Annotated in this window: 25 protein-coding genes; 14 read left to right on the top strand and 11 right to left on the bottom strand. The window is 28.4% G+C overall.

Features of this window, described 5'->3' with window-relative positions; translation table 11 throughout:
* Positions 1-64 precede the first annotated feature (64 nt).
* The 5 genes from dapD to BMUR_RS08840 form a co-directional block, all read right to left on the bottom strand.
* A complete protein-coding gene (gene dapD, locus BMUR_RS08860) occupies positions 65-778 on the bottom strand; it encodes a 2,3,4,5-tetrahydropyridine-2,6-dicarboxylate N-acetyltransferase (RefSeq protein ID WP_013114232.1) in 714 nt (237 codons plus the stop codon).
* Positions 779-843: 65 nt separating this feature from the next.
* Entirely contained in the window at positions 844-1,539 is a 696-nt protein-coding gene (gene dapB, locus BMUR_RS08855; protein WP_013114231.1) for a 4-hydroxy-tetrahydrodipicolinate reductase, read from the bottom strand.
* Between the two features lie 33 nt (positions 1,540-1,572).
* The gene (gene dapA, locus BMUR_RS08850) at positions 1,573-2,454 is read right to left on the bottom strand and encodes a 4-hydroxy-tetrahydrodipicolinate synthase (RefSeq protein WP_013114230.1); all 882 of its coding nucleotides are present in this window, start codon (positions 2,452-2,454) and stop codon (positions 1,573-1,575) included.
* Positions 2,455-2,525: 71 nt separating this feature from the next.
* Entirely contained in the window at positions 2,526-3,710 is a 1,185-nt protein-coding gene (locus tag BMUR_RS08845; RefSeq protein WP_013114229.1) for a M20 metallopeptidase family protein, read from the bottom strand.
* A gap of 418 nt (positions 3,711-4,128) precedes the next feature.
* Positions 4,129-4,773 carry a hypothetical protein gene (locus tag BMUR_RS08840; protein WP_013114228.1) on the bottom strand — a complete coding sequence of 215 codons (645 nt, stop codon included), beginning with the start codon at positions 4,771-4,773 and terminating at the stop codon, positions 4,129-4,131.
* A 302-nt stretch (positions 4,774-5,075) separates the two neighbouring features.
* Between BMUR_RS08840 and BMUR_RS08835 the strand changes: the two genes are divergently transcribed.
* The 4 genes from BMUR_RS08835 (at position 5,076) to BMUR_RS08820 (ending at position 8,614) form a co-directional block, all read left to right on the top strand.
* Positions 5,076-6,620: an acyl-CoA carboxylase subunit beta gene (locus BMUR_RS08835; protein WP_013114227.1), complete on the top strand. Its 1,545-nt coding sequence runs from the start codon at positions 5,076-5,078 to the stop codon at positions 6,618-6,620.
* Between the two features lie 32 nt (positions 6,621-6,652).
* Positions 6,653-6,970: an OadG family protein gene (locus BMUR_RS08830; RefSeq protein ID WP_013114226.1), complete on the top strand. Its 318-nt coding sequence runs from the start codon at positions 6,653-6,655 to the stop codon at positions 6,968-6,970.
* Positions 6,971-7,065: 95 nt separating this feature from the next.
* Positions 7,066-7,470, top strand: a complete 405-nt coding sequence (locus BMUR_RS08825; RefSeq protein ID WP_013114225.1) for a biotin/lipoyl-containing protein — start codon at positions 7,066-7,068, stop codon at positions 7,468-7,470.
* A gap of 16 nt (positions 7,471-7,486) precedes the next feature.
* A complete protein-coding gene (locus BMUR_RS08820) occupies positions 7,487-8,614 on the top strand; it encodes a sodium ion-translocating decarboxylase subunit beta (protein WP_013114224.1) in 1,128 nt (375 codons plus the stop codon).
* A gap of 279 nt (positions 8,615-8,893) precedes the next feature.
* Here BMUR_RS08820 and BMUR_RS14990 read toward each other — a convergent pair whose 3' ends face one another.
* On the bottom strand, positions 8,894-9,229 hold the full coding sequence (locus BMUR_RS14990; RefSeq protein ID WP_244833535.1) for a tetratricopeptide repeat protein: 336 nt from the start codon (positions 9,227-9,229) through the stop codon (positions 8,894-8,896).
* 35 nt (positions 9,230-9,264) lie between these two features.
* Positions 9,265-9,567: a tetratricopeptide repeat protein gene (locus BMUR_RS14985; protein ID WP_244833427.1), complete on the bottom strand. Its 303-nt coding sequence runs from the start codon at positions 9,565-9,567 to the stop codon at positions 9,265-9,267.
* Between the two features lie 186 nt (positions 9,568-9,753).
* Here BMUR_RS14985 and BMUR_RS08810 point away from each other — a divergent pair, with 186 nt between their 5' ends.
* From BMUR_RS08810 to bioA, 4 genes are all read left to right on the top strand, one after another.
* Positions 9,754-10,737, top strand: coding sequence for a biotin--[acetyl-CoA-carboxylase] ligase (locus BMUR_RS08810; protein WP_013114223.1), 984 nt, complete (start codon positions 9,754-9,756; stop codon positions 10,735-10,737).
* Positions 10,738-10,753: 16 nt separating this feature from the next.
* Entirely contained in the window at positions 10,754-11,755 is a 1,002-nt protein-coding gene (gene bioB, locus BMUR_RS08805; protein WP_013114222.1) for a biotin synthase BioB, read from the top strand.
* A 16-nt stretch (positions 11,756-11,771) separates the two neighbouring features.
* On the top strand, positions 11,772-12,440 hold the full coding sequence (bioD, locus tag BMUR_RS08800) for a dethiobiotin synthase (RefSeq protein ID WP_013114221.1): 669 nt from the start codon (positions 11,772-11,774) through the stop codon (positions 12,438-12,440).
* A 106-nt stretch (positions 12,441-12,546) separates the two neighbouring features.
* Positions 12,547-13,887 (top strand): adenosylmethionine--8-amino-7-oxononanoate transaminase, encoded by a 1,341-nt coding sequence (gene bioA, locus BMUR_RS08795; RefSeq protein ID WP_013114220.1) that lies wholly within the window; start codon positions 12,547-12,549, stop codon positions 13,885-13,887.
* 311 nt (positions 13,888-14,198) lie between these two features.
* On the opposite strand, the gene BMUR_RS08790 is transcribed toward bioA, so the two are convergent.
* Together BMUR_RS08790 and BMUR_RS08785 are read right to left on the bottom strand one after the other, a co-directional pair.
* Positions 14,199-14,450 carry a PepSY-like domain-containing protein gene (locus BMUR_RS08790; RefSeq protein ID WP_013114219.1) on the bottom strand — a complete coding sequence of 84 codons (252 nt, stop codon included), beginning with the start codon at positions 14,448-14,450 and terminating at the stop codon, positions 14,199-14,201.
* 49 nt (positions 14,451-14,499) lie between these two features.
* Positions 14,500-15,072 carry a PepSY-like domain-containing protein gene (locus tag BMUR_RS08785; RefSeq protein ID WP_013114218.1) on the bottom strand — a complete coding sequence of 191 codons (573 nt, stop codon included), beginning with the start codon at positions 15,070-15,072 and terminating at the stop codon, positions 14,500-14,502.
* A 523-nt stretch (positions 15,073-15,595) separates the two neighbouring features.
* Here BMUR_RS08785 and BMUR_RS08780 point away from each other — a divergent pair.
* From BMUR_RS08780 to BMUR_RS08770, 3 genes are all read left to right on the top strand, one after another.
* Positions 15,596-16,678, top strand: a complete 1,083-nt coding sequence (locus tag BMUR_RS08780) for an aspartate-semialdehyde dehydrogenase (RefSeq protein ID WP_013114217.1) — start codon at positions 15,596-15,598, stop codon at positions 16,676-16,678.
* Between the two features lie 165 nt (positions 16,679-16,843).
* Positions 16,844-17,989, top strand: a complete 1,146-nt coding sequence (locus tag BMUR_RS08775) for an XRE family transcriptional regulator (RefSeq protein ID WP_013114216.1) — start codon at positions 16,844-16,846, stop codon at positions 17,987-17,989.
* Positions 17,990-18,466 (top strand): DUF4411 family protein, encoded by a 477-nt coding sequence (locus tag BMUR_RS08770; protein WP_013114215.1) that lies wholly within the window; start codon positions 17,990-17,992, stop codon positions 18,464-18,466.
* Positions 18,467-18,549: 83 nt separating this feature from the next.
* Here BMUR_RS08770 and BMUR_RS08765 read toward each other — a convergent pair whose 3' ends face one another.
* The gene (locus BMUR_RS08765) at positions 18,550-19,521 is read right to left on the bottom strand and encodes an ATP-dependent nuclease (RefSeq protein ID WP_013114214.1); all 972 of its coding nucleotides are present in this window, start codon (positions 19,519-19,521) and stop codon (positions 18,550-18,552) included.
* A gap of 181 nt (positions 19,522-19,702) precedes the next feature.
* Positions 19,703-22,432, bottom strand: coding sequence for a class I SAM-dependent DNA methyltransferase (locus tag BMUR_RS08760; RefSeq protein ID WP_013114213.1), 2,730 nt, complete (start codon positions 22,430-22,432; stop codon positions 19,703-19,705).
* A 134-nt stretch (positions 22,433-22,566) separates the two neighbouring features.
* On the opposite strand from BMUR_RS08760, the gene BMUR_RS08755 reads away from it, so the two are divergent.
* The 3 genes from BMUR_RS08755 to BMUR_RS08745 all read left to right on the top strand — a co-directional run bounded on the left by BMUR_RS08755 (position 22,567) and on the right by BMUR_RS08745 (position 26,318).
* Positions 22,567-23,373: a M55 family metallopeptidase gene (locus BMUR_RS08755; protein ID WP_013114212.1), complete on the top strand. Its 807-nt coding sequence runs from the start codon at positions 22,567-22,569 to the stop codon at positions 23,371-23,373.
* Between the two features lie 114 nt (positions 23,374-23,487).
* Positions 23,488-23,988 carry an NUDIX hydrolase gene (locus BMUR_RS08750; protein ID WP_008727960.1) on the top strand — a complete coding sequence of 167 codons (501 nt, stop codon included), beginning with the start codon at positions 23,488-23,490 and terminating at the stop codon, positions 23,986-23,988.
* A 35-nt stretch (positions 23,989-24,023) separates the two neighbouring features.
* Positions 24,024-26,318: an RNA ligase gene (locus tag BMUR_RS08745; RefSeq protein WP_013114211.1), complete on the top strand. Its 2,295-nt coding sequence runs from the start codon at positions 24,024-24,026 to the stop codon at positions 26,316-26,318.
* The last annotated feature ends 28 nt before the right edge of the window (positions 26,319-26,346 follow it).

Below are 26,346 nucleotides of genomic sequence, written 5' to 3'. Positions count from 1 at the left end.
TCTGACCTAATCCCCATATAAAAAGCCCCTATAAAGAGATAGAGGCTTTAATTGTAAAAAGAAATTATTTTCTTAAATCATCTACCAATTTAGTTTTATCAGCAGTTTTTTCATCTTTAGTTTTTATAACTTTAGCAGGATTTCCCGCAACCACCTGATTTTCTTCAACATCTTCTATAACAACAGCACCAGCACCAATAACAGCATTTTTACCCACATGTACGCCTTCAATAATAACGGCATTCGCTCCTATTACAACATTATCTTCTATAATAACAGGTTTAGCAGAAGGCGGTTCAATAACACCAGCAAGTACAGCACCAGCACCTACATGGCAGTTTTTACCCACAATAGCACGTCCGCCTAAAACAGCTCCCATATCTATCATAGTACCCTCGCCTATTTCAGCACCTATATTGATAATAGCTCCCATCATTATAACAGCATTATCTCCGATTTTTACTTTATCTCTGATTACAGCACCAGGCTCAATTCTAGCATTAACAGTAGAATAATCCAAAGTAGGAACTCCAGAATTTCTTCTGTCATTTTCCAAGTAGCAGTCTTCTATAAATTTTTTATATTCTGTTAGTATATTCTGTATCTCTTCATATTCTCCAACCATAAAGTGGAAATTACCAGATGAGAAAATTTTTACGCTTGTATTTGTTACTATATTATTAGGTAAATTTCCTCTTATATATGCTTTTACTGGTGTTTTTTTCTTAGAATTTTTAATATATGCAATAATATCTTCTGACTTTTCTAACATATCCATTTTACTATTCTCCTCAAATAAATTTTCTGCTTAGTAACGGTATTATTGAATTATTATTAGTTGTTTTATGACAAAACTTCTTTCATTCTATAAAGACCCGGTTTTTTACCCATAAGGAATTTAGCAGCTTTAACAGCACCATTAGCAAATATTCTTCTTGAAGTAGAAGTGTGTTTTATTTCTATAATTTCATCATCACCAAAGAAAATAACTTTATGCTCTCCTACAACAGAACCTCCCCTTACAGAATGTATTCCTATTTCTTTTTTATCTCTTATATGCAAACCATTTCTTCCATTAACTAATGACATTTGATTATCCAAAGCATCATTAATAACATTATAAAGACTTTTAGCAGTACCGCTTGGAGAGTCCACTTTTCTATTATGGTGAGTTTCTATAATTTCAATATCAAAACCAGTTAATAGAGGTGCAATTTTAGCAACAATTTCATTCATCAAATTCATACCTATACAAGTATTAGAAGATAATACTATAGGCACATGAGTAGAAGCTTCAACTATTTTTGCAAGTACAGTTTCATCATAACCAGTAGTACAGATAACCATAGGTATATTATTTTTTACACCATAGTCTATCATAGCTGGAAGCCTAGAGAAATGAGAGAAGTCGATTATCATGTCGCCTTTTTCATCAGTAAAATCATCAACAAAGGCAGATATTTCAAACTCTCCATCTTTTTCTATAACTTCTTTTAACATAGAGCTCATCACTCCTGTTCCATGTATCATTATTTTCATATTTTTTACTCCGTTTTTTATATTTTTTATTAATTATTTTATTAATCCGTATTTATTAAGTGTTTGTCTTACATGCTCTCTGTTTTTCTCACTTAAAGGACCTAATGGAGAGCGGCATTCACCTACATTAAAACCCATCATATTCATAGCTTCTTTTATAGGTACTGGATTAACCTCTATAAACATAGCTCTTATCAAATCTATATATTTAATCTGTGCTTCTACAGCTTCTTTAATATTTCCGTTAATATAATTCATAACCATATCATGATTTTCTTTAGGTATAATGTTGCTTGTAACAGATATTACACCTTTAGCACCTAAAGCCATCATTGGGGTAACCATATCATCATTTCCAGAGTAAATATCCAATTTAGGGGCAATATTAGCAATATCAGCCACATATCCAATATCTCCGCTTGCCTCTTTTATACCTTGAATATTAGGAACTTCGGATAAAGTTTTAATGACATTAAGCGGTAATTTAACTCCAGTTCTTGAAGGAACATTATACATTATAACAGGGCATTTTACACTATTTGCTATTTGCGTAAAATAATCAATAAGTCCGCTTTCATTACCTTTATTATAGTATGGAGTTACTGCCATTACTATATCAGCACCATATTCATAAGATTGTTTGCTAAACTCCACTGCCATAGATGTAGAGTTAGTTCCAGTTCCTGCTATTAACAAGGTTCTTTTTTTAGTTCGGTCTATACAGAATTTGATTACCTCCATTCTCTCTTCAAAATTTAGAGTGGCACTTTCTGCTGTGGTACCTGCTGCAACAATAGCATCTGCTTTATTTGCTATATGAAACTCAATAAGCTCTTCTAATTTCTCATAATTAATTTTGTAATCTTTTGTAAATGGTGTTATTAAAGCTACACCTGCTCCTTCAAATAATGACATATTTAATCTCCTTTAATTATATATTGCATTTTATTTTTTTACCATAGTAAAATATTAAAAAATAAATTATGTTAAGATATAAAAAAATCCTTATTTTTATATGTATTATAAACATTAAGTATTTGTATTTTTACCCCTATATTAATCGCATTTTCGTCTATATCAAAAAGCCCATTATGAATAGGAACATTTATTTTATCATTTGATACACCCAAACTAAAAAATGCACCTTTTACCCTTTGAAGATAATAACTAAAATCTTCAGTTGTCATGTTGGCATTTTCTTCAAGGCAGTTTTCATTACCTAGAATACTTGAAGCTGATTCTCTAACAATATTAACCGCCTCATCATGATTAATCAAAGCAGGATAAGACGGTATATTAATAAATTCTCCCAAAGCCCCAAAACTTTCTGATGTATTTACAACAATATTCTCTATCATTTTTAATCTTTTATTTCTAGTTTCATCATCGCACAGCATTCTTATAATACCTTTCATTTTTACATTATCAGCTACTATATTGCCTGCAGTTCCACCGTTTATGCTTCCTACATGAAGTCTTATAGTATGATCTGTAAATGCAGAAATAAAACTATGAAGCTGAGTTATGATATGAGAAGATACTACTATAGGATCAACCCCGTTATATGATTTAGCTCCATGTGCTGATTTGCCCTTTATATTTATTTCAAACATATTAGAACTAGCATACATTGCTCCGTATGTTGTGCTTACCTGTCCTACTCTTATTTCCGGACGTACATGAAGTCCGTAAATAGCATTAACATTTTCTAAAGCTCCTTCATTAATCATAGGCAAAGCTCCGCCTGTAGTCTCTTCTGCAGGCTGATATATTAGCCTAATATTGCATGGAGGTTTTATTTCTGAAAAATACTTAGCCACCCCTGTTAATACTGTCATATGCACATCATGTCCGCAAGAATGGCATACTCCTTTATTTTTTGAAGAGTATGAACAGTTTTGTTTATTATCTTCCATAGGCAAAGCGTCCATATCAGCTCTGAATGCTATAGTAAAGTTTTTATCCTCACCTTCAATATCTGCTATTATACCTGTTTTTGCTGCTTTTGTTTTATGACTAATATTTAATGATTTTAATATAGAAGAGATTTTTTCTGATGTTCTAAACTCTTCAAAGCCTAGTTCTGGGTGCGAATGCAAGTCTCTCCTTAAATCTATTAAAAAGTCTTTCATAGACAAAAGAATATTTTCTGATATTATAGAATTATTCATTATTATATATGCCTTAATATTTTTTAAACAATTATAAAATATTACTTAAAAAATTAAAAATTATATTAAAAATTAGTTTTTTGGAATTATTAAAAAAAGAATTACTTCTTAGATTTTGATAGATTACGTTTGAAAGATTTATAGAATTTAGAAAGCTGAAAAAAGATATTTTCATTATCTGTGGTGTTTGAGGTGGTGGTTAAAATACGGCACTGGGCTGTATTGGTTATGAACGAAGTATACATTCCAAACTCCTTATAAATTATTTATTGATAGTATTATTATATGTAATAACATCGTAAAAGTCAAGAATAAGAATCTTATTTTTTAAAAGAATAAGATTGAATTTATAAGTTTATATAAAAACAAAGGAGGCAAAAATACAATGATTATGCCTCCTTCTATAATTATGTATTAATTAAAATCTTAATCCCACTTCAGCACCTAAATCAAAAGAAGAGAATTTAGTATTAAATGATGGATTTTTAGTTTCTGCCAAAGGTATATCATAAGAAGCGTATACCCCAAGAACTATATTAAGAGGCAATAGAAAATCAACAGAAGCCTTAACATAAGGTATGTATGGATTTTTAAAATTTTCTCTTATCTTTTTTAAATCATATCCTTGAGAAGTATATCCTCCATCGCTTTCTCTAAAATAGCTGCTTCCACCTAAAGGTATTTTTACTCCTGCTCCTACCCCTATTGATACAAACCAAACATCTATTCTTGGAAGTATTCCTATCATTAAACTGTCAAAAACAATACCGCCTCTTGATTTTTCATCAATTGCTGCTTTGAATGCAAATACATCTCTGTTATATCCTAAATCCAAACCAAGTCCAAATGATAAATATTCAAAACCAAAATAATAAGCAGGCTGAACATGAACACCAAATTCAAAACCAACATCCGATTTCAAACTTGATGAATCATTACCGCTGAAACTGCTGAAACTCGCTCCAAGAGGAACAAGCAGTCCTAAACTAAATCCTGTTTTTGCCATTAATCCGCTGCTTATACTCATAATTAATATGCTTGTTATTATTATTAATTTTTTCATTTAATTATCCTTTTAATTATTATCTATATAATAAACCATAATATAGAAAAAAATAAACTATATATAGTTTGTTTTTTGTTTATTTATTATAATAGAAGCATAATTGTAAGAGCATTCTAACTTTTTTGCAAGTTTTTTCAGATATTTTTTTATATTTTTTAATATTTTTTAACATTCGACTAAATTGTTAAAACATACAAAAGTTAGAAAATAACATTGCAATAAATAATAAATAGTATATGTTTTATGAAAGCATTAAAATCTAATAATTAGACAAAAAATCTAATAAGGACTTAAAAAATATGCAAGAAAAAATCAATGAACTTAGAAAAAGAAAAGAAAAAATAGAAAAGGCTGGCGGAGAAGACAAAATAGAAGAACGCCATAAAAAAGGAAAATTAACTGCAAGAGAACGTATTTTACAATTATTAGATGAAAATACTTTCTGCGAGATTGATGCTTTCATAGAGCATAGATGCAGTGATTTTGGTATGGAAAAAAACAAGGTAGCTGGAGAAGGTGTAGTTACAGGATACGGTAAAATTAACGGAAGACAAGTATGTATATATGCTCAGGACTTTACTGTAATAGGCGGTTCATTAGGACAAATGCATGCTGCCAAAATTTGTAAAGTACAGGATATGGCAATAAAGCTGGGCTGCCCTTGCATAGGTATTAATGATTCGGGCGGGGCTAGGATACAGGAAGGTATTGACTCATTAAGAGGATACGGGGATATTTTCTACAGAAATGTTCAGGCTTCTGGAGTAATACCGCAGATATGTGTTATAATGGGACCTTGTGCTGGAGGAGCTGTTTATTCGCCTGCTTTGATGGACTTTATATTTATGACTGATAAAAGTTCAAACATGTTTATTACTGGTCCTCAGGTAGTAAAAGCTGTAACAGGAGAACAAGTTTCTGCTGAAGAGCTTGGAGGAGCTTACGTTCATAGTAAAACTTCAGGTGTTGCTTCTTTGATGTTCCCAGATGAAGTATCTACTTTGGAAGGAGTAAAAACATTACTTTCATATATACCTCAAAATAACTTGGAAGATGTTCCTTTAGAAAATACAGGCGATGATCCTAATAGAAACGATGAAGAGTTATCTAATATACTTCCAGACAGTCCTAATAAACCTTATGACATTAAAGAAGTTATAAAAAGAGTGGTTGATAACGGAGAGTTTTTTGAGCTTCAGCCTTTATTTGCTACTAATATAGTTATATGTTTTGCACGTCTTGACGGAAAATCAGTTGGTATAATAGCCAATCAGCCTAATTCTATGGCTGGCGTACTTGATATTAATGCAGCGGACAAAGCAGCAAGATTTATACGTTTCTGCGATAGTTTTAATATTCCTTTAATCACATTAGTTGATACAGCAGGATATTTGCCCGGTGTAGGTCAGGAGCACAACGGAGTTATAAGACATGGTGCTAAACTTTTATATGCTTATTCAGAGGCTACTGCTCCTAAAATTACTCTTATCATAAGAAAATCATACGGCGGAGCTTATATTGCTATGTGTTCTAAACATTTGGGTGCTGATATGGTTTACGCTTGGCCTTCTGCGGAGATTGCTGTTATGGGACCAGACGGAGCTGCTAATATAATATTCAAAAAAGAAATAGATAAAGCTGATGACCCTAAAAAAGTTAGGGCTGAAAAAATAGAAGAGTATAAAAAAGAGTTTGCTAATCCTTACAGAGCTGCTGTAAGAGGTTATGTTGATGATGTAATTGAGCCTGAATATACTAGAAGCTATCTTATTAATGCTTTGCAGCTTTTAAAAAGCAAAAGAGAAACAAGACTTCCTAGAAAACATGGTAATATACCTCTATAAATTAAATTATATATCATTTTAAGGAGTGTTAAATGGAACATAATGCAGCTATTACAATATTTGGTATAGTATCTGTTTTTATAGTCGCTTTAGTTTTTTATATATTATCTGTAATTTTGGGTATGATATTCAAAAGCAGAAATCTTAAAAAAGAAGAAGAAATAATCAAAGTTGTAGAGGAGAGTAAAACTAAAGAAGAAGACTTGCTTGATGATACTGAGCTTGTCGCTGTTATTACTGCGGCAATTTCAGCTTATACAGGTATGTCTAATAATAAATTTATCATTACTTCTATAGAGGAATCTAAAACTCCTATATGGGGTATGGCTGACAGAGTAAATATAAAATAATTATTTTTCGCTTAAAACTATTATTTTTAATAAAGTTTTAAGCAATGATAAAAATTAACTTAAATAATAATAAATATTTTGGAGAAAATATCATTATGACTAAACAATACAAAATCACTGTTAATGGAAAAACTTATGATGTATCAGTAGAAGAAGTTAAGCAAGAGAAAGTAAAAGTTTCTGCCCCTGTTGTTCAGGCACAGACTCAAGCACCTAAACCTGTACAGCAAGCAAAACCAGTTGTTCAGGCAGCTTCTCCTTCTTCTGCTGCTGCTATAGATGAAAATGCTGTATCAGTAAAAGCAACTATGCCGGGTACTATAGTATCATTTAGCGTTGCTGTGGGAGATAAAGTTACTGAAGGTCAGGTTGTAGCTATATTAGAAGCTATGAAAATGGAAAATGAACTTACTGCTCCTGCTTCTGGTGAGGTAAAATCTATACATGTTGAAAAAGGTTCATCTGTAGTTGAAGGTCAAGTTATATTGCAGATTAAGTAATATTTAAGGGGTAGATATGAATAATGCTTTAGGTTTGGATTTTAACAATTTACTTACTGGTTTTTATCCGCCGACTTTAGCCCAAATTATAATGATACTTTTAGGAGCTTATCTTATATATATGTCTATATATTATAAGAGAAAACCTTTGCTTCTTCTTCCTATGGGGGTTGCAATACTTGCTTCTAACATGCCTCTTCCTAAACTTACAGAAGATGTTGTAAGCGGATTTTTAGGACTTCTTCATCAGGGAGCTGACAGCGGTATTTATCCAGTATTGGTATTTTTTGCCGTAGGTACTATGATAGATTTAGGTCTTGTACTTGCTGACCCTAAAAACTTCTTTATAGGTGCTAGTTCGCAGATAGGTATACTTGTAGTATTTTATATTATGAGTTCTCTAAATATATCAGAAGGCTTATCGGCTGCTACTGCTATTATTGGTGCTGCTGACGGAGCTTTGGCTATGTATATGTCTTCGCTTATTACAGAGCCTAGATATTTTGCTGCTATTGTGATGGCTGCTTACCTATATATGGAGCTTCTTCCAGTATTACAGTCTGGGCTTACAAAAGTTTTAACTACTTCTAAAGAAAGAAAAATTCCTATGAATTATTTAAGACAGGTTTCAAGAGGTGAGAAAATTATATTTGCTGTTATTGCTATGGGACTTTGCGGTATATTTTTAGCTAATTCTTTTCCTCTTATAGCTGCTCTTCTATTTGGAAGTATTTTAAGAGAATCTGATATTATTAAAAATTTCTCTGTTACTTTACAGAAATCTTTAACTGGTATACTTACTATGCTTATAGGAATGGCAATAGGCTCTTCGGCAACAGCTGATTATTTTATGACATTAGATACTGTTTTAATATTTGTATTTGGAATAGTGTCTTTAGTATTAAGTACAGCAATTGGTATACTTGCAGCAAAAATTATTAATGTATTATCAGGCGGAAAAGTTAATCCTATAATAGGCTCTGCCGGTTTAAGTGCTTTTCCAGTTCCTGCTTGGGGGGCACATGTTTACGGTCAGGAGAATAGTTCTTCAAACTGTCTGCTTCTTCATGCTATGGCTGTTAATATATCTGGTATTATATCAGGTGCTGTTATTATGGGTATACTCCTTACATTTTTTCATTGATATATAATAATATTTTTGAATAAATTAATTGTTTTTTGCTCTGCTGTTTTTTTATAAAAATAGCAGAGTTTTTTATTTATTAGACTAGTTTCAAAACTCAATTAAGAAATATTTATACTATTTCAATTTTTGTATTTTTATTTTTATAACTGTGGCTTTGCTGCGAAGCACACAGTCGTGCCAGACCCCACTTCTTTTGCCGTCCGCTCTGCGTGCCGTAGGCAGGCTTCTCAAAAAGTTGAATAAAAAAATTATAAACTTAAAAATTTTCAGTATAAATTATCTCAAGCCATATTTATTTTGAATATTTTGTATATTTTCTCTAGCATATTCATCATTAGGGTCTAATTTCAAAGCCTTTTTATAATCTTTTAAGGCATCTTTATACTGTCCTAAATTACCCTTAGCAGCTCCTCTGTTATTATAAGCATAACTATAATTAGGGTCTAGCTCTATAGCCTTATCATAGTCTTTAATAGCTTCTCGATACTGTCCTAATTTTTCTTTAGATATTCCTCTGTTATTATAAGCATCACTATCATTAGGATTTAGATCTATCGCTTTGTCAAAGTCTTTGATAGCTTCACAATACTGTTTTAAGTCATCTTTAGCAATTCCTCTGTTATTATAAGTATAACTATAATTAGGGTCTATTCTATAGCCTTATCATAGTCTTTAATAGCTTCAAAATACTTATTTAAATCTAAATTTATATTTCCAAATACTAAATAGCTTTCAGCATTATTTTTATCCAGCTCCAAAGCCCTTTCAGCATCTTTTTTTGCTTCTTCATATTGTCTCAAACTGTTTTTTGCTCTACCTCTTGCACTATAATATTTTGATGTAGTATTATCTAATTTTATAGCTTTATTAAAAGACTGTACTGCTTCTTTATATTTTGATTCTTTATGATAATTAATGCCTTCTTCATAATATTTTTCTGATGATAACATATTAGCACTCATAATATTTTTTATTATAAAAAAATAATATATTTCATTTTTTTAGTATTTTCAAGTTATTATTGTTAATTATTAATTTATAAATAGCTACCATTATGTCTGTAAAGCTATTTAAATTGTAAACCTTTTATAGTTTTTAAGTTGACAATTATCTTCTATATGATATTATTCTATATTATGAAGGGAAATGTAAAAGAAAATATAATATCAATACTAGAATCAAATAAAGGGCTTTTCATATCTGGGGAAAAATTAGCAGATGATCTAAATGTAAGCAGAGCAGCTGTATGGAAGGCAGTAAAATCATTAAAAAATGAAGGTTATAATATTAATTCCTTACAAAATAAAGGATATTCTCTCTCAAAAGAAACTGATATTATCTCATCAAATATAATAAAAAATAATATGCTTAAATATAAGGATAAGTTTAATTTTCTTATATATAAGACAGTAAAGTCAACCAATATAATAGCTAGGGAATTAGCATCTAAAGGGGCAGAAAGCGGTACAGTAGTAATTGCAGAAGAACAGACAGAAGGATACGGAAGAAACGGTAAATCTTTTTTCTCGCCTTATGGTACTGGTATATATATGAGTATAATACTTAATCTTAAAAAAGAGAAAAAAATATTTAAAAGTTCATTTATTACCACAGCAGCGGCTATGGCAGTATCAAAATCAATAGAAGAGATAACAAATAAAAACACTCATATAAAATGGATTAATGATGTATTTATTAATAATAAAAAAGTATGCGGAATACTTACAGAAGGAACTTTCAGTTTTGAAGACAGCAAACTTGATTATGCTGTTATAGGTATTGGAATAAATGTTAATTTTCCAAAAAAAGGCTTTCCTAAAGAAATTAATGATACTGCAGATTCTATTAATTCTAATGATTCAAATTCTGATATAAGAAATATTTTAATAGCAAGAATATTAGAAAATTTATGGGACTACTATTTTAATAATATATCATTTTATGATGAATATAAAAAGCGTTCTTTTTTGATAGGAAAAAGAGTTTCTATTAATATAGATAATAAAGAAAATATAATAAATGTACTAGATATAGATGAAAACTTTGCTTTAGTAGCAGAGTTTGAAGACGGAAAAGTAGATAAACTTACATCTGGAAGTATTAATTACAGAATTTCATAAAAACTGGAGGATAAATGTGAGTAATATTGAGGCAATTATAAAAGAAGAAATATCTTTGGAAGAATTAAAACTAAAAATCATAAACGGATATAATATAACAAAGGAAGAGGCTTTAAAATTAGTAGATTCAGATTTAGAAGATTTATGCCAAGCAGCTGATAATATAAGAAAACATTTCTGTTCTAATGTATTTGATATGTGCTCTATAATAAATGCCAAAAGCGGAAAATGCTCTGAAAACTGCAAGTTCTGTGCACAGTCAGCTCATTATGATACCAAATGCGAAGAATATGATATTTTAGATAAAGAGAAAATATTAGAGCAAGGTAAAAGCGATTTTGATAAAGGAGTTTTAAGATACTCTATAGTAACATCCGGCAGAGCATTGTACGGTAAAGAAGTAGATAAAGTATATAATGCAATAGAAACTCTTAATAAAGAAACTGACGGATATGTATGTGCATCTTTAGGACTTCTTGATGAAAAAGGATTTAAAAAAATGAAAGAGGCTGGACTTAGAAGAGTGCATAATAATTTGGAAGCCTCAAGAAACTTCTTTGCTAATGTTTGTACTACCCACACTTATGATGATAAAATAAAAGCAATAAAGGCAGCACAAAAAGCTGGAATGGCTGTATGCAGCGGAGGCATTATGGGCATGGGAGAGTCTTGGGAAGATAGAATTGACATGGCATTAGAATTAAGAAAATTAGGTATAATGTCTATTCCTGTTAATATGCTTAATCCTATAGCAAGCACTCCTTTTGAAAATATTACTCCTCTTACTGAAGATGACATGAGAAGAATAGTAGCAATATACAGATTTATTAATCCAAAAGCATTTATAAGACTTGCAGGAGGAAGAGGACTTTTAAAAGATAAGGGAAGAGCCTGCTTCATATCTGGAGCAAATGCCGCTATAACTGGAGATATGCTCACAACCGCAGGTATTTCTATAGAAACAGATAAAAAAATGGCTGAAGAGTTAGGATATAAAATAGAATTAACAGAAGATTAAAAAAGGAGTTAGTACAATGGCTAAAGTACTTTTTATAACTGCTACTGGTACCGATATAGGTAAAACTTATGTATCAGCACTTATATGCAAACAGATGAAAGAAGAAGGATTTGATATAGGATATTATAAGGCAGCTTTAAGCGGAAGTAATGATATAACAGACAGCGATGCTTGGTACGTAAAAGAGAGAGCCAATTTAACAGATTCTTATGAAGAGATGGTTTCATATACCTATAAGCATGCATATTCTCCTCATTTGGCAGCACAAATTGAGGGCAATCCTCCAGATATGAAAGTTATAAAAAAGGCTTATAAAAATATTTCAAAAAATCATGAATATATGATAGTAGAAGGAAGCGGAGGTATAATATGCCCTATAAGATATGATGATGATAAAAAAATATTTTTAGAAGATATTATAAAAGAGCTTGACTTGCCATGTTTAATAGTAGCAGATGCGGGGCTTGGTACAATTAATTCTGCAGTTCTTACTATAGAATATATGAAAAGTAAAAAAATAAAAATTAAAGGCATTATATTAAACAGATTTGAAGAAGCAAATGTTATGCATGAAGACAATAAAGAAATGATAGAAAAAATTACAAATATAAAGACTGTTGGTATTATTGATTCTGTAAATAACATGGAATTAAAAGCTGATAATATCCATTCACTTTTTGAATAATTATTAATAATTATTTTTATATATTCTTTTTGCTTTTCTCCATATTAGTAAAAAGAGTGTGCGGGAATATTTTTTACTTCCAGAATATTATAATAAAGGCTTATTTATGACGCTAGAAGAAAAAGACTTAAAATATATTTGGCACCCTTGCTCACAGATGAAAGACTATGAAGAGCTTCCGCCTATAATAATAGATAGAGGAAAGGGAATATATCTTTATGATAAAAACGGAAAAGAGTATATTGACATTGTAAGTTCTTGGTGGTGCAATTTACTTGGGCATTGCAATGAAAAAATAAATGCTTCTATAAAAGCACAGCTTGACAGATTAGAGCATGTAATATTTGCAAACTTCTCGCATGAAACTGCTATTAAACTCTGCGAAGAGCTTGTAAAAATACTTCCTAAAGGACTTACTAAATTTAATTTTTCAGATAACGGTTCATCATCGGTAGAAGCAGCATTAAAAATGGCTTTTCAGTATCAGCATCAAATAGGCAATACCAAAAAAATAAAGTTTATGTGCTTTACTGACGGTTATCATGGTGAAACTATAGGTGCTTTATCAGTTGGAAGTTTGGACTTATATGCAAAAATATACAAGCCTATGCTTATGGAAACTATACATATAGAAGCACCAGACTGCTACAGATGCAAATATAATCAAAACAGAGAAACATGCAGATGCGAATGTTTTTTAGACGCTGAGAAAAAGTTTGAAAAATATGCTGATGAAACTTGTGCTGTTATAATAGAGCCTTTGCTTCAGGCTTCTGCCGGAATGAGAATATATCCTCCTCTATACTTAAAAAAGTTAAGAGAGCTTTGCGATAGATATAATGTTTTATTCATAGCTGATGAGATAGCAACCAATTTCGGACGCACTGGAAAGATGTTTGCATGCGATCATGCCAATATAAGTCCGGATATAATGTGCGTTTCAAAAGGTTTAACAGGCGGATACATGCCTATGGCTATAACAATCACTACAGATAAAATATACAATGCCTTTTATGCCGACTATAATGAAGGTAAGGCTTTTATGCATAGTCATACCTACAGCGGAAATCCTCTAGGCTGTTCTGCTGCCTTGGCGGTACAAAAAGTTTTAAGAGAAGATGATATTCTAAATAAGGCACAAATAAGAGCAAAATATTTAAATAATAAATTAAAAGAAAAATTATTGCATCATTCAAATATAGGAGAGATTAGAAATATAGGACTTATTAATGCTATGGAATTAGTTACTGATAAAAATACAAAGGAAGGTTTTGACTCTAAACTTAGAATGGGCTATCAAATATATAAAAAAGCACTTCAGAGAGGATTATTATTAAGACCTTTGGGTAATGTTATATATTTTAATCCGCCTCTTATAATTAATGAAGAAGAGATAGATAAGGCTATTGATTTGTGTGTAAAATCTATAAATGATGTGCTAAATTAAAAAATATAGTTTTTGGTTATTTTATAACATCTGCAGATAAATAATCAAACATCAAACTCAGAAAAAATATATAATAAATTTATTGGAATTGCACTATATTTACTACATAACACAATATATAAAATTACAATAACTGCATTTTCACAAATATATGAATCTTTTAGTTTGTTTGGCGTATTGGCATGAAGCTTGAAAAAAATAAATAAAAATCTGAAGCTTAAAATTTTTTTGGTATTTAATACAAAAAAAGAACAGAGGATTAAATATATTATTATCCGCTGTTCTTTTATTTTAATTTTTTACGCTTATGATTAATCGTCCCATTCCTGACCTAATAGCTGACCGGATTTATCAATATATAATTCCATCATGTTATTCATTTTTACTTTATACACATTATAGTGCTCCATTTCTACTGCCCAAATTTGAGCCTGAGGATATGTTCTTCTAGCTGTAGCAAGTACTGCCTGAGGAACTTGATTAAGGGGTACGTACCAATCAGCAAATAAAGCCGAAGTACTGATAACTGTTAATGCTGCTAATAAACAAAGTATTTTTTTCATATTTTTCTCCTTTTTTTATTTATTAAATTATTTTTATAAAAATTGTAAATTAATCGTCCCATTTCTGACCTAATAACTGTCCGTTACTATCTATGTATAATTCCATCATATTATTTAATTTTATTTCAAATGTAGTAAACTGTTTTTCTATTTTTATAATTGCTGCATTAGGATAAGTTCTTTTTACTGTATTCATAACATTAGCTGGAAGTATAGTAGAAGGCATGTTTCCATAGCATTTAACTTCTTTCCAATCGCCGTTAGGGAAGAAATCTATTTGTGTTCCGTTTTCTAAATATACTTCAATATCGTCCCAATCTCTTTCTATAAAAGTTACTTTTACATTAGCAAAATGCTGTTTTATAAAGTTTTGAGCATTCTGAGGTATAGATGATAATTGAACCCCGTATCCATATTGTGCATTATTTTGACCTTGCTGCTGAGCATAAGGGTCTTGATAATTATTTTGAGGGTCCGGCTGTACCTGAGGCTGACCATAAGGGTTTTGATATCCCTGACCTCCCTGCTGATTATCATAGTATCCATTATATTGAGCAAATAATGAGCCTGTACATATTGCTAAAACAAAAAGTATTGATAATGATTTTTTTATTGTAGTCATAAACTATCCCCTTTATTAATTATTTCATTTGTAAAGACATATTGCTTACTGGTAAATTATCTTTACATTATAATTATAGTATATTTATCAAATAATGTCAATTAAATTTACTGTTTTTTTACTAAAATTTTACATTTTTTCTTTTATAAATTGCTATAATAGACTTGTGTTACAAAAATTAATATAGATTTTTTTTAATTAAAAGTATAATATTTCATAACAATTAATCATAATAAAATACTAGTATTATTTGAAAATATTTTTTATTTATAACTTAGTAAATATATCAGGATTTTTATATAAAGTTTTTTTAATCGCACATTATACAAAGTAATTCTTCAAAAGTAATAATAAAAAAATCATAAAACATTATTTATAATCTTTTATATAACTTCAATCAGATAAAATAATCATAAGATTAGATAAAAAAATATATTTAGTATAACAAGTAAAACTTCTTGATTTTAATATACAATTATTATATAATTGCAGGAACAAAAATAAATAATTAACGGTAACCATCATGAAAAAAGTAAATTTATGTTTATTAGGAGCTTCTGGTGCTGTTGGTCAGGAAATGCTTAAAGTACTAGAAGAGAGAAAATTTCCAATTAATGAATTAAGATTGCTTGGAAACAGAGAGGCTGGGAAAAAAGTAGTATTCAATAAAAAAGAATACACTATAGAAAAAGTAACTAAAGATTCATTTAACAATATGGATATTACATTAGTTGCTGTAGGTGCTGATTTGAGCAAAAAACTTAGTCCTGAAGCAGTAAAGGCCGGAAGTATTGTTGTAGATAACAGCAGTGCTTTTAGAATGGATAAGAATGTTCCTTTGGTTGTTCCAGAGGTGAATCCTGATGATGTTAAATTACACAAAGGTATAATATCTAATCCTAACTGTTCTACAATAATAGCTTTAGTAGCTTTAGCTCCGCTTCATAAGTTTGGAAAAATTAAACGTATTATAGCTTCTACTTATCAGGCTGTTTCTGGTGCTGGTAAAGAAGGTATGGAAGAGTTAGAACAGCAATTGCAGGATTATGTTGCTGGAAACAAACTTAAAAACAGCACTTTTAAATATCAAATACTTCACAACTTAATTCCTCAAATAGATTCATTTGACAAAAATGGATACACTAAAGAAGAATTAAAAATGACTAATGAAGGAAGAAAAATACTTCATGCACCTGAGATGCAGATAAGCTGTACTTGTGTAAGAGTACCTGTTATAAGAAGTCATAGTGAAGCTATTACTATAGAAACAGAAAAGAAAATTACTGTAAAAAAAGCTAGAGATTTATTATCAAAAGCTAAAGGTGTTAAAGTAGTTGATGATCCAGAGAAGTTCAGATACCCTATGCCTTTAGATACATCTGACCAAGATGATATATTTGTAGGAAGAATAAGAGAAGACATCAGTGCTAAAAACTCATTAGTATTATGGTGTGCTGGAGACCAAATAAGAAAAGGGGCTGCTACGAATGCTGTTCAGATAGCAGAATTACTTTTACCTGAATTAGAAAAGAAAGGCGAAGAAGCTCCTGCTAAGAAAACTGCAGCAAAAAGAACTTGCGTAAGAAAAAAAGCAACAAAAAAATAAATCATTAATATTTGTTATTTATTAGAGGAGTTTTTATTTTTTACAAAGCTCCTCTTTTTTTATGTTTATAGGGATTAATATTAATGAAAAAAATTATAGTTTAAATTTTTGACAAAATAATTATTTTATTATAATATATACAAAAAATATCATTATTTTATATGTATGAAAGTAAAAATAAATAATGAAGTTTTAAAATGGGCAAGAGAAAGTGTAAATTTATCAATTGATGATGTTGTTGATAAAATTAAAATGAAAACTTTTACCAAAGATGATTTAGTAAAGTTTGAAAATGGTGAACAGTTGCCTGATTTAAATCTTACAAAAAAATTAGCTAAGTTATACGGTATTTCATTTGCCGTTTTATATATGACATCTATTCCTAAGAATATTCAACCTAAAATTAATGATTTTAGGCAATTAGATACTAAATTATCAATAAATGCCATATTTTTAATGAGAAAATTAATTGAGCATCAGGAATGGGTTAAAAGTTATTTAATTTCAAATAATGCAAAAGAATTAGATTTTGTTGGTATAATTTCTATAAATACTAATATAAAAGATACTATATATAAAATTAAAAATGCATTAAATATAGAAATAAATTTTAATAAAGATAGTAAGTATAATTTTGATAATATTAAAGAATTATTAGAAAATAATAATATTTTTGTATCTGTAGGTAATTCTTATAACTTTAATTATCGTTCTTCTGTAGAAGTTAAAGAAATAAGGGGATTTGCTATAGCTGATAAAATAGCTCCATTTATATTTGTAAATTCTTCCGATACAGATAATGCTAAGTTATTTACTCTAATTCATGAATTGGTTCATATTTTTATTGGAGAAACAGGAATCTCTAATGCAACATTTACTGATATAAATAAGCAAAATAAAATAGAGAGATATTGTAATAAAGTAGCTTCTGAAATTTTGATTCCTAAAAATATATTTAATGAATATTGGACTAATTTTATTAGTGGAAATATAGAAGAAAAAATATCTTTCATTTCTTCAAAATTACCTGTAAGCAAATTATCTATTTTGGTAAAAGCAAAATCTTTTGGATATATAGAAGAAGATATATTTAATCAATTATTTAATAAATTTTCAAATGTTAAATTTCAGAATAAAATATTGAATGGACAACCAGATCCTTATTATATAAAAAGAAATTTAAATACTAAAAAATTTAGCAATTATGTATTAGATGCTTATTGTGATAATAATATTACTTTAAAAGATACCTGCAATTTATTATCTATTAAGCCATATAAATTAGAAAAATATATTAAAAGGATACAATAAATGCCGTATCATTATTGTTTGGATAGTAATTTTTTCATAGAATCATGGAATGTTTATTATTCTCCTGATGTATTTATTGATTTTTGGGATAAATTAAAAAATATGGCAGAGGATAAAATATGTTATATTACCCAAGAAGTTTTTGAGGAACTTATATCTGGAAATAATAAAAAAGAAGATTTATTAAAGGAATATATAAAAAATAATAAAGAAATTTTTGTATATAAATACAATGAAGAAATAGAAATTATATTTATTGAATTAATAAAAGATCATGACATTATAAAATTATTAGATAATAAGAACAATAAAAATGGAGCAGATGTATTAATATTGGCTTACGCTAAATATTTTGATTCAACAGTTGTAACTAGGGATAGTGCTTTAATAAATATCTGTAAAAAACATAATATTAGATACTTATTACCACATCATTTTATAAGAGAAAATAATATCAAATTTATAATACAAAAATAATATTTTATTAAACAATATGTATACAAAAAATAATTGTAAATTATTAATATCTTGAACAAAATCTGATTATATTTATCTTAATATCATTTTAATTCAGCACAGTTTTTTGATAAATCATAAGCTCCGTCTATTTTTGTATAATTATTTTCTTTTATAAAAAAATATACATTTATAGGATAATTATTTTTTATGGCAATATTGCTAAGCTGATTTAAAACAAATGAATTATGACTAGCTATAAATATCTGTACTCCTTCTTTTGAAATATCATACAAAAATCTCATAAGCTCACGAACCATTTTAGGATGCAGACTGTTTTCTGGTTCATCAATAAATAAAATACTTTTCTTTGTTAGATTTCCAGTATTATGAAGAACTTCAAATATTCCTAGCTTTTTTATTCCTTCAGCAGTTATATTAATATTATAAATATTTCCGTCATTTTTATGATAATTAATCATATTAGTATTTTTATCTATTTGTATATTACCATTATAGAAATCATACTTATTTTTAAATACGCTTAATAATTCTCTTTCATCAATATTTTTTCTTGCAAGTATTTCATAAATTATATCAGTATATGAATCATCAAATCCGCTTTCTATATTTTGATTTTTTAAATAAAGAATAGCATTCATAATAGATAAAATTTCTTTAGCAGGTATAAATAAAGGTTTATAGTCATAATTATAATTATTAATATTATCATCAGAAGTTATAATTTCATCTTTGCTATTTAAAAGAGACGCATTAAAATGGATAGTTTTTTCATCATACAAATAAAGTTTTTTTAGTTTATATGTTGGTTTATAACTAACTCCAAATTTAAAATTATTAAATGTATATATATTATTAATGTATTTAAAGATATTGCATGTTCTAATATTTGCATTTACGATGTTTTTTAATTCTTGACTTATACAATATAAAAATTTTAATATTGTAGTTTTTCCTGTATCATTCTCTCCTACAAATAAATTTATATTAGAAAAATCATCAAACTTTGCATTTTTAAATTGTCTGTAATCATGAATTTCAAAATTCTTTATCATAATAAAATAACCTAAATTATAATATGATGATATTTTATAACATATTTCCATTATTTCAAATATTTAATTGTTTTTCTTTCTCATTCATAATTATATCCTAAACACTAAACAGTATATTTTATATTAAAAATAATTTGTTTTTTTGCTTTGTTTTTAGCAAAAAAAGTTGATAAAAACAAAATCATAAATTATCAATATACTTTTCATACATTTTGAATAGGAATTTAATCCTCTCACTTTCATTTTTGAGTTCATTTTTTTTGACGCCGTACGCCTTATCAACTTCTAAATCTAATTTGCTGTGAGCATCAATCAACACTTTAGGCATAGTCAAAGGATCATAAAGATCAGCAAGCGAAGAGTCTGGAAACATAGCCCTAGCACTAAGCACCCCTTTAGCCCTAATCTCTATGCTGGTTTTAAGCTCTTCAGATATGGATAGCGGCCAAGGGAAATTGTTGTATACTATATCTTTAGAATATCTGTATCTGCTTTCTAATTTTCCGCATACATATTTTGTCCAAACCATATGCATGATTGAAGTAAGCACCCCAAAATGATAAAGTTCAGCATTTGGTACTATAAGACAAGAATCCCCAGCTATAGTATTTTTGTCCATAAATCCTATAGGAATATATTTTCTCCTTTCAGAAGAAACTCTAGGAATAAGTAAATAATTATTTTCTGGAAAATTTTCTATATGAAATTTTGTTGGATATTTTGCTATATCTCTTGTTGGCTTGCTGCTGCTTTTTTCTCTAAATTCTTTCACCTTTTTTATTCTCTCCATAACCAAAGGCATTTTTTTCAATTCATTAGGCGGTATTTTTGAGGCTAATAAGACATAATCAGTTTCACTATTTATAAATAATTTAGCACCTGTCCATTTATAAAAATATTTTTCAGAATTAGGCTCATTTTTTATAAATTCTATCATTTCATCTTCTTTAAATAAATAATTACCATCATCTATAGGTTTATTACCAATTCCTATATTAGGAATTTCTGAAATACTTTTATTTCTGCTCCCTATAAAAATATTTTCAAAATCTATTAAATAAGGATTAATATTTTCAGCTATTATTTCATGAGGTTCGCCCTTTATATCCTCATAGTCAAAAAGTCTTTTCTTATCAATATTAAAGTTAGCAAAACCTATTATTACGCAGTAAACATGTGCCTTGCCCTTAGCTTCATTATTCCATTCAAAAGTTCTATGGGCAAAATGTATATAAACTCCGCATTCTTTTATAAGATTTTCCCATAATATGCTCACCTGTGTACCCTGCGTTATAGAGTTAGTTGAAACAAATGCAGCTTTTATTTTTGTACCCTTTATAAGTTCAGCTGACTTTTTATACCAAGCACTTACATAGTCTAAATCGCCGTATCCTTTCATATTATTAAATACTTTTTTCATCTCCTCGCTTTGTTCTTTGCTCTTCATTCTAGCTCCAACAAAAGGAGGATTTCCAAGTATATACGAAAGTTCTTTTACATCTATTATATTTTTCCAATCTATAATCAAAGCATTTTCATTTTTTATAACTGCCGATTTTTTTAATGGTATTCTTTCAAATGCTCTGCCGAATTTAATAGAAAGTTTTAAATTCATCAAATGATCCATAAGCCATAAAGCCACTTCCGCTATTTTAGCAGGAAATTCATTTATTTCTATGCCGTAAAAATTATCAACATCTATCAAAGATAAATTTGAAATGTCTATAGATAATACTCCGTCTTTTAAATCTTCTTTATAAAGCTCTGTTAATATATCTATTTCTAATTCTCTTATTTCTCGGTATGCTATAATTAAGAAGTTTCCGCAGCCGCATGCAGGATCTAAAAATTTTAATTTTGATATCTTCTGATGAAACTCTTTTAATTTATTTTTATTTGTCTTTACTTTCTCAAACTCTTCTCTTAATTCATCTAAAAATAATGCACTTATAGTTTTCATTATATTTTTTTCGCTTGTATAATGCTCTCCGAAACTTCTCCTTTTTTCTTTATCAGCAACGCATTGAAAAAGCGATCCGAATATTGCAGGAGATATATTGCTCCAATCAAAATAACAGCATTCAATCAAAGCATCTCTCATCTCTTTATCAAATGAAGGTATCCTTACAGTATTTTCAAATAAAGAACCATTAATATAAGGAAACTCCTTTAATGTTTCATCTAAATTAGTTTGTCTATCTTCTATTTTTGTATCAAGCACTTCAAATAATTGATGAAGCCATATTCCTGTATCGCTTCCGTCTTCTTTTGTTTTATCTTCTATCAAATATTTAAAATCTTCATTTTTGAATATTCCTGTATCATCAGCAAATAAACAAAAAAGCACCCTCACCAAAAATAATTCTAAATCATGCTGTTTATAATTGTTTTTTGCAAGCTTATCATATAGTTTTCCCATAAGTTCTGAAGCCTTTATATTGGCAGGCTCTAAATCTTTATAAACCCTTTTCTGATATCCCGCTATAAATCCGAATAATTTTATATTTTTATAAAAATCTTTAAACTCAAACTTGTATTCTTGATTTTCATCTAAATCAAAAAGTTCAAAATTATTAAAGTCAGAAACTAATATATATCTAGGAAGTTCGCTTTCTTTTAATCCCTCAAAATATTCAAATGCCTGTGCTTTTGCTTCTTCTAAGTTTTTGCCTAATGATTTATGCTCAACTAATAATACACCCTTCCAAAATAAATCTATAAATCCTTGTTTATTATTTAATTTTTTTATAGGTTCTTCAAAACTAGCAACTCTTCTCCTGCTTATTCCGAAAACTTCAAAAAACTCATTATAAAAAGTCTGCTTTTCTGCATTCTCTCTTTTTTCATTCTGCCATTTTTTTTGAAAGTCTAAAGCTCTGTTTTTTATTTCATTCCAAGATAAATTAGCCATAAATACAAACTCCTAATATATTTTTTATTATAGCATATTTTTATAAAAACTAATAATTAACATATTGAATAAAATGAGAAATATAATATAGTTTTTAATCATTAAAATAAATTTTTAAATGTTAGAGGAATTATATGAAAGTTTTTATTAGTGCGGATATTGAGGGAATTACTACAACTACACAATGGCCAGATACGGATGCAGGAAGTTTAACTTATAAAGAGCATACTCTGCAAATGACTAAAGAAGTTAATGCAGCATGCGAAGGAGCTATAGCGGCAGGAGCTAAAGAAATATTTGTAAAAGATGCACATGACTCTGCTATGAATATAGATCAAACAGCTTTGCCGGAATGCGTAAAGATACATAGAAGATGGAGCGGAGATCCTTATTCTATGGTAGAAGGTATTGATGAGAGCTTTGATGCGGCTATGTTTATAGGGTATCATAATGCAGCTTCTATTGGAAATAATCCTCTTTCGCATACTATGAATAATAGAAATGTATATGTGAAACTTAATGAAGTTTTGGCAAGCGAGTTTATGTTTTTTAGTTATGCTGCAGCTTATAGGAAAGTTCCTACAGTATTTTTGTCTGGCGATAAAGGATTATGTGAAGAAGCTATGAAGATGAATCCTAATCACCCCAATTTAATAACACTTCCTGTAAAAGAGGGTATAGGATATTCTACTATTAATTATTCTCCAAATTTAATGGTAAAAATGATTAAAGAAAAGACTAAAGAAGCATTAAGTCAGGATTTTAAGGGCAAATTATTAAAACTTCCTAATCATTTTAAACTTGAAGTTTGCTATAAAGAACATGGATATGCTCATAAAGTATCATTCTATCCTAATGCTAAAAAAATTAATGATACCACTGTAGTTTTTGAAAATAATGACTATTATGAGATATTAAGAGCCTTGAAATTTATATTATAAATTTTATAATATAAAAGTCCGATAACTTATGAAAGCCTTCTTAAAAAATAAGTCTTTTTAAGGGGGCTTTTTTATTATCAAGAATTATTATTTAATTTATTTATGGAAAATACTATGACAGAGATTTGGGACGTTTATAATAGAAACAAGCAAAAAACAGGACGCATTCATCAAAGGGGACTTCCTTTAAGAAAAAATGAATATCATATAGTTATACATGCTTGGGTGGTAAATAGTAATGATGAAGTTATAATGACTAAAAGGCACAAAAGTAAAAAAATATGTCCTAATAAATGGGAATGTACAGAAGGCTCTATACTTACTGGGGAAAGCAGTATTGAAGGAGCTATAAGAGAGATTAAAGAGGAGATTGGTTTGTCATTTGAAAAAGAAGAAGGTATATTTTTAACTTCTTTTATACTGGAGCGTTCAAAAACTATAATAGATGCCTTTATGTTTAGAAGAGATGTAAAATTAGAAAATTTAATTTTGCAGGAAAATGAAGTAAGTGAAGCTATGATAGTAGACAGAGAAAAATATTTTGAGATGTGCAAAAACAAAAAAATTGTATCTTCTATAAGATATTTTTATGATATTTATGATAAACTTAAATAATAAAAAAATAGTTTAATGATTAAAAGAGGTTTAAATTGAAAGTATTAATTATAACAGTAGGAGCTCAGGGAAGCGGTAAAACTTACACAATAAAAAAAGCTAAACTTGAAAATTACAGTGTAAGTTCTGATAGTTTAAGAATATTATATTCAGGTATTTTTCCAGATGGAGAAAATGGGCTTTCTATTTCTGAAAAAGACAATTCTTATATTTGGAATAATTTAATATTAAGCATATTAGAAAATAGATTTCGTTTGGGGCTATTTACTATATTAGACAGTACTGGGCTTTTTAATTTGAAGAGTATTACAGAGCTTGCCAAAAAATACGGATACAGAATAGCTGCTGTTTTATTTGATAATGTATCTCTTAAAGAATGCATTGATAATGTAAGAAATAGAGAAGTTGGAAATAATATATCAGAAGAAGTTATAAAAGACTTTTTTATGCGTATGAAAGATTTTAAATTGTCTGGAGCTAATATTTATAAGGCTTCGGATTATGACAGTGCTGAAACTGCATTGCTTGAGGCTTCAAAATGGGACAGTTTTTATTTAAATGAAAAAGAGTTTGAAAAATATGATAATATAAAAGTAATACCAGATTTGCATGGCGAATATGATGTATTTAAAAAATTTTTAAAAAAAGAGAATTATTTTAAAGATGAGAAAATAGCTTATATATTTGCAGGCGATTTGATAGACAGAGGAAGTAAATCAAAAGAATTGATTGATTATTTCCTTAATAATGATATAGGAAGTAATGTTTATTTTATAGAAGGCAATCATGATGTGAACTTAAATTTCTTTGCTAATGATATAAAAGTTACAAGTCAGGAGTTTTATAAAACTACTTATAGAGAGATAAAGCAATCATTTACAAGTATAAGGCAATCAAAAGATGATAATAATAATGTTATAGAAGAGAAAATATTAAATGAAATAGAATTAAATAATTACAAAAAGAAAATAAGAAGTTTTTATAAGAGATTCAGACTTTATTATTTCTTCACTTTTAAAGGCAAGAAATTTTTTGTTAATCATTCAGGTATAGATAAAATGTACGAGCATATACCAGCTTCTCTTTTAAATGGAATTGTAACATATGGATATAATTATGATGAAGACAAGTATAAATCTTACATAGAAGCAGGAAACAGATTTAAAGAAAATCACAATGATATTATTCAGATATTCGGTCATAGAAATGTACTTCAAAGTGAATTAGAAGATAATTTATGCAAAATAAATGATAATGCCTATTGTATAGAAAACTCTGTTGAGTATGGGGAGGATTTGATAATTTTGAATTTGAATGATTTATCTGTAGAGCATTATCAAAATGATAAAAAGATAGATGATTTATTTGATACAGAAAATAATAATCTTGTACGCTTTAAATATTATGATACAGTTTATTCAACTAATTTTTCAGAGAGTGTGTTTTATAAAAGATTATGGAATGAACAGACTATTAAAGCAAGAGGATTATACAGATATAATGATACTAAAGAAATAGCAGGAAGAAGCTATAATAAATTTTTTAATTATGATGAAGTTAATGAAACTAAATTAAAAAGTTTAGAGAAAAATATAAAGTTTCCAGTAAGCGTATACAAAAAATATAACGGATATTTATTTTTGGTATTTTTGGATAAAATAAGAGATGAGTTAATATTTGCTACAAAAAGTTCTATCAATACAAAGATGACCTCTTGGGCAGAAAGTTTATTAACTGAAGAAAACAAAAACTTTATAAAAGAATACTGTAAAAAAAATAATACCACATTTGTATTTGAATGCATACACTTAAAAGATTCTTCCCACCCTATTGTTTATGATAAATCTTTATTGGTTTTACTTGATATTATATACAATGAAGAGAGTTTTAGAAAATTATCCTATGAAGAGTTATCAGATAAAGAAATATCATCGCAGTTTCAAATAAAAGAGAGAATAGAAATATTTGAAAAACCAGATGATAATATTTCAAGAGATGAATATAATAATTATATAAAAAAAATGTTTTATAAATATATTGATGATTTTTCTATAGACTATGAGGGTGTGGTATTTGAAGATGATAATGGATTTATGGTAAAAGTAAAATGTCCTTTTTATATTATTAAGAAGGCATTAAGATCAGAGGCTATGCGTTTAAATAGATTAAGTCATTCATTAAATATTCATTATCCTAATCAGCATGTTATTTTTACTGGAAATAAAATATTTAATAAATATAAAAGAGAAAATAAATTAAAAGAATGGAGAAGTCTTACTATAGATGAAGTATTAAAAAGTTATAATGAAGTTTTAGATGAGCTTAAATAAAATATGAATTAGTTTAATTTAATGAATT

The sequence above is a fragment of the Brachyspira murdochii DSM 12563 genome, from assembly GCF_000092845.1.
GTDB lineage: Bacteria > Spirochaetota > Brachyspiria > Brachyspirales > Brachyspiraceae > Brachyspira > Brachyspira murdochii.
Note: the sequence above shows the minus strand (reverse complement) of the source record. Positions and strands in the feature narration are given on the sequence as shown.

Bases quoted from the DNA above. Each gene is read 5' to 3' on its own strand.
- dapD (WP_013114232.1), bottom strand. From the start codon at position 778: ATGGATATGTTAGAAAAGTCAGAAGATATTATTGCATATATTAAAAAT.
- dapB (WP_013114231.1), bottom strand. From the start codon at position 1,539: ATGAAAATAATGATACATGGAACAGGAGTGATGAGCTCTATGTTAAAA.
- dapA (WP_013114230.1), bottom strand. From the start codon at position 2,454: ATGTCATTATTTGAAGGAGCAGGTGTAGCTTTAATAACACCATTTACA.
- BMUR_RS08845 (WP_013114229.1), bottom strand. From the start codon at position 3,710: ATGAATAATTCTATAATATCAGAAAATATTCTTTTGTCTATGAAAGAC.
- BMUR_RS08840 (WP_013114228.1), bottom strand. From the start codon at position 4,773: ATGAAAAAATTAATAATAATAACAAGCATATTAATTATGAGTATAAGC.
- BMUR_RS08835 (WP_013114227.1), top strand. From the start codon at position 5,076: ATGCAAGAAAAAATCAATGAACTTAGAAAAAGAAAAGAAAAAATAGAA.
- BMUR_RS08830 (WP_013114226.1), top strand. From the start codon at position 6,653: ATGGAACATAATGCAGCTATTACAATATTTGGTATAGTATCTGTTTTT.
- BMUR_RS08825 (WP_013114225.1), top strand. From the start codon at position 7,066: ATGACTAAACAATACAAAATCACTGTTAATGGAAAAACTTATGATGTA.
- BMUR_RS08820 (WP_013114224.1), top strand. From the start codon at position 7,487: ATGAATAATGCTTTAGGTTTGGATTTTAACAATTTACTTACTGGTTTT.
- BMUR_RS14985 (WP_244833427.1), bottom strand. From the start codon at position 9,567: ATGTTATCATCAGAAAAATATTATGAAGAAGGCATTAATTATCATAAA.
- BMUR_RS08810 (WP_013114223.1), top strand. From the start codon at position 9,754: ATGAAGGGAAATGTAAAAGAAAATATAATATCAATACTAGAATCAAAT.
- bioD (WP_013114221.1), top strand. From the start codon at position 11,772: ATGGCTAAAGTACTTTTTATAACTGCTACTGGTACCGATATAGGTAAA.
- bioA (WP_013114220.1), top strand. From the start codon at position 12,547: ATGACGCTAGAAGAAAAAGACTTAAAATATATTTGGCACCCTTGCTCA.
- BMUR_RS08790 (WP_013114219.1), bottom strand. From the start codon at position 14,450: ATGAAAAAAATACTTTGTTTATTAGCAGCATTAACAGTTATCAGTACT.
- BMUR_RS08785 (WP_013114218.1), bottom strand. From the start codon at position 15,072: ATGACTACAATAAAAAAATCATTATCAATACTTTTTGTTTTAGCAATA.
- BMUR_RS08780 (WP_013114217.1), top strand. From the start codon at position 15,596: ATGAAAAAAGTAAATTTATGTTTATTAGGAGCTTCTGGTGCTGTTGGT.
- BMUR_RS08775 (WP_013114216.1), top strand. From the start codon at position 16,844: ATGAAAGTAAAAATAAATAATGAAGTTTTAAAATGGGCAAGAGAAAGT.
- BMUR_RS08770 (WP_013114215.1), top strand. From the start codon at position 17,990: ATGCCGTATCATTATTGTTTGGATAGTAATTTTTTCATAGAATCATGG.
- BMUR_RS08765 (WP_013114214.1), bottom strand. From the start codon at position 19,521: ATGATAAAGAATTTTGAAATTCATGATTACAGACAATTTAAAAATGCA.
- BMUR_RS08760 (WP_013114213.1), bottom strand. From the start codon at position 22,432: ATGGCTAATTTATCTTGGAATGAAATAAAAAACAGAGCTTTAGACTTT.
- BMUR_RS08755 (WP_013114212.1), top strand. From the start codon at position 22,567: ATGAAAGTTTTTATTAGTGCGGATATTGAGGGAATTACTACAACTACA.
- BMUR_RS08750 (WP_008727960.1), top strand. From the start codon at position 23,488: ATGACAGAGATTTGGGACGTTTATAATAGAAACAAGCAAAAAACAGGA.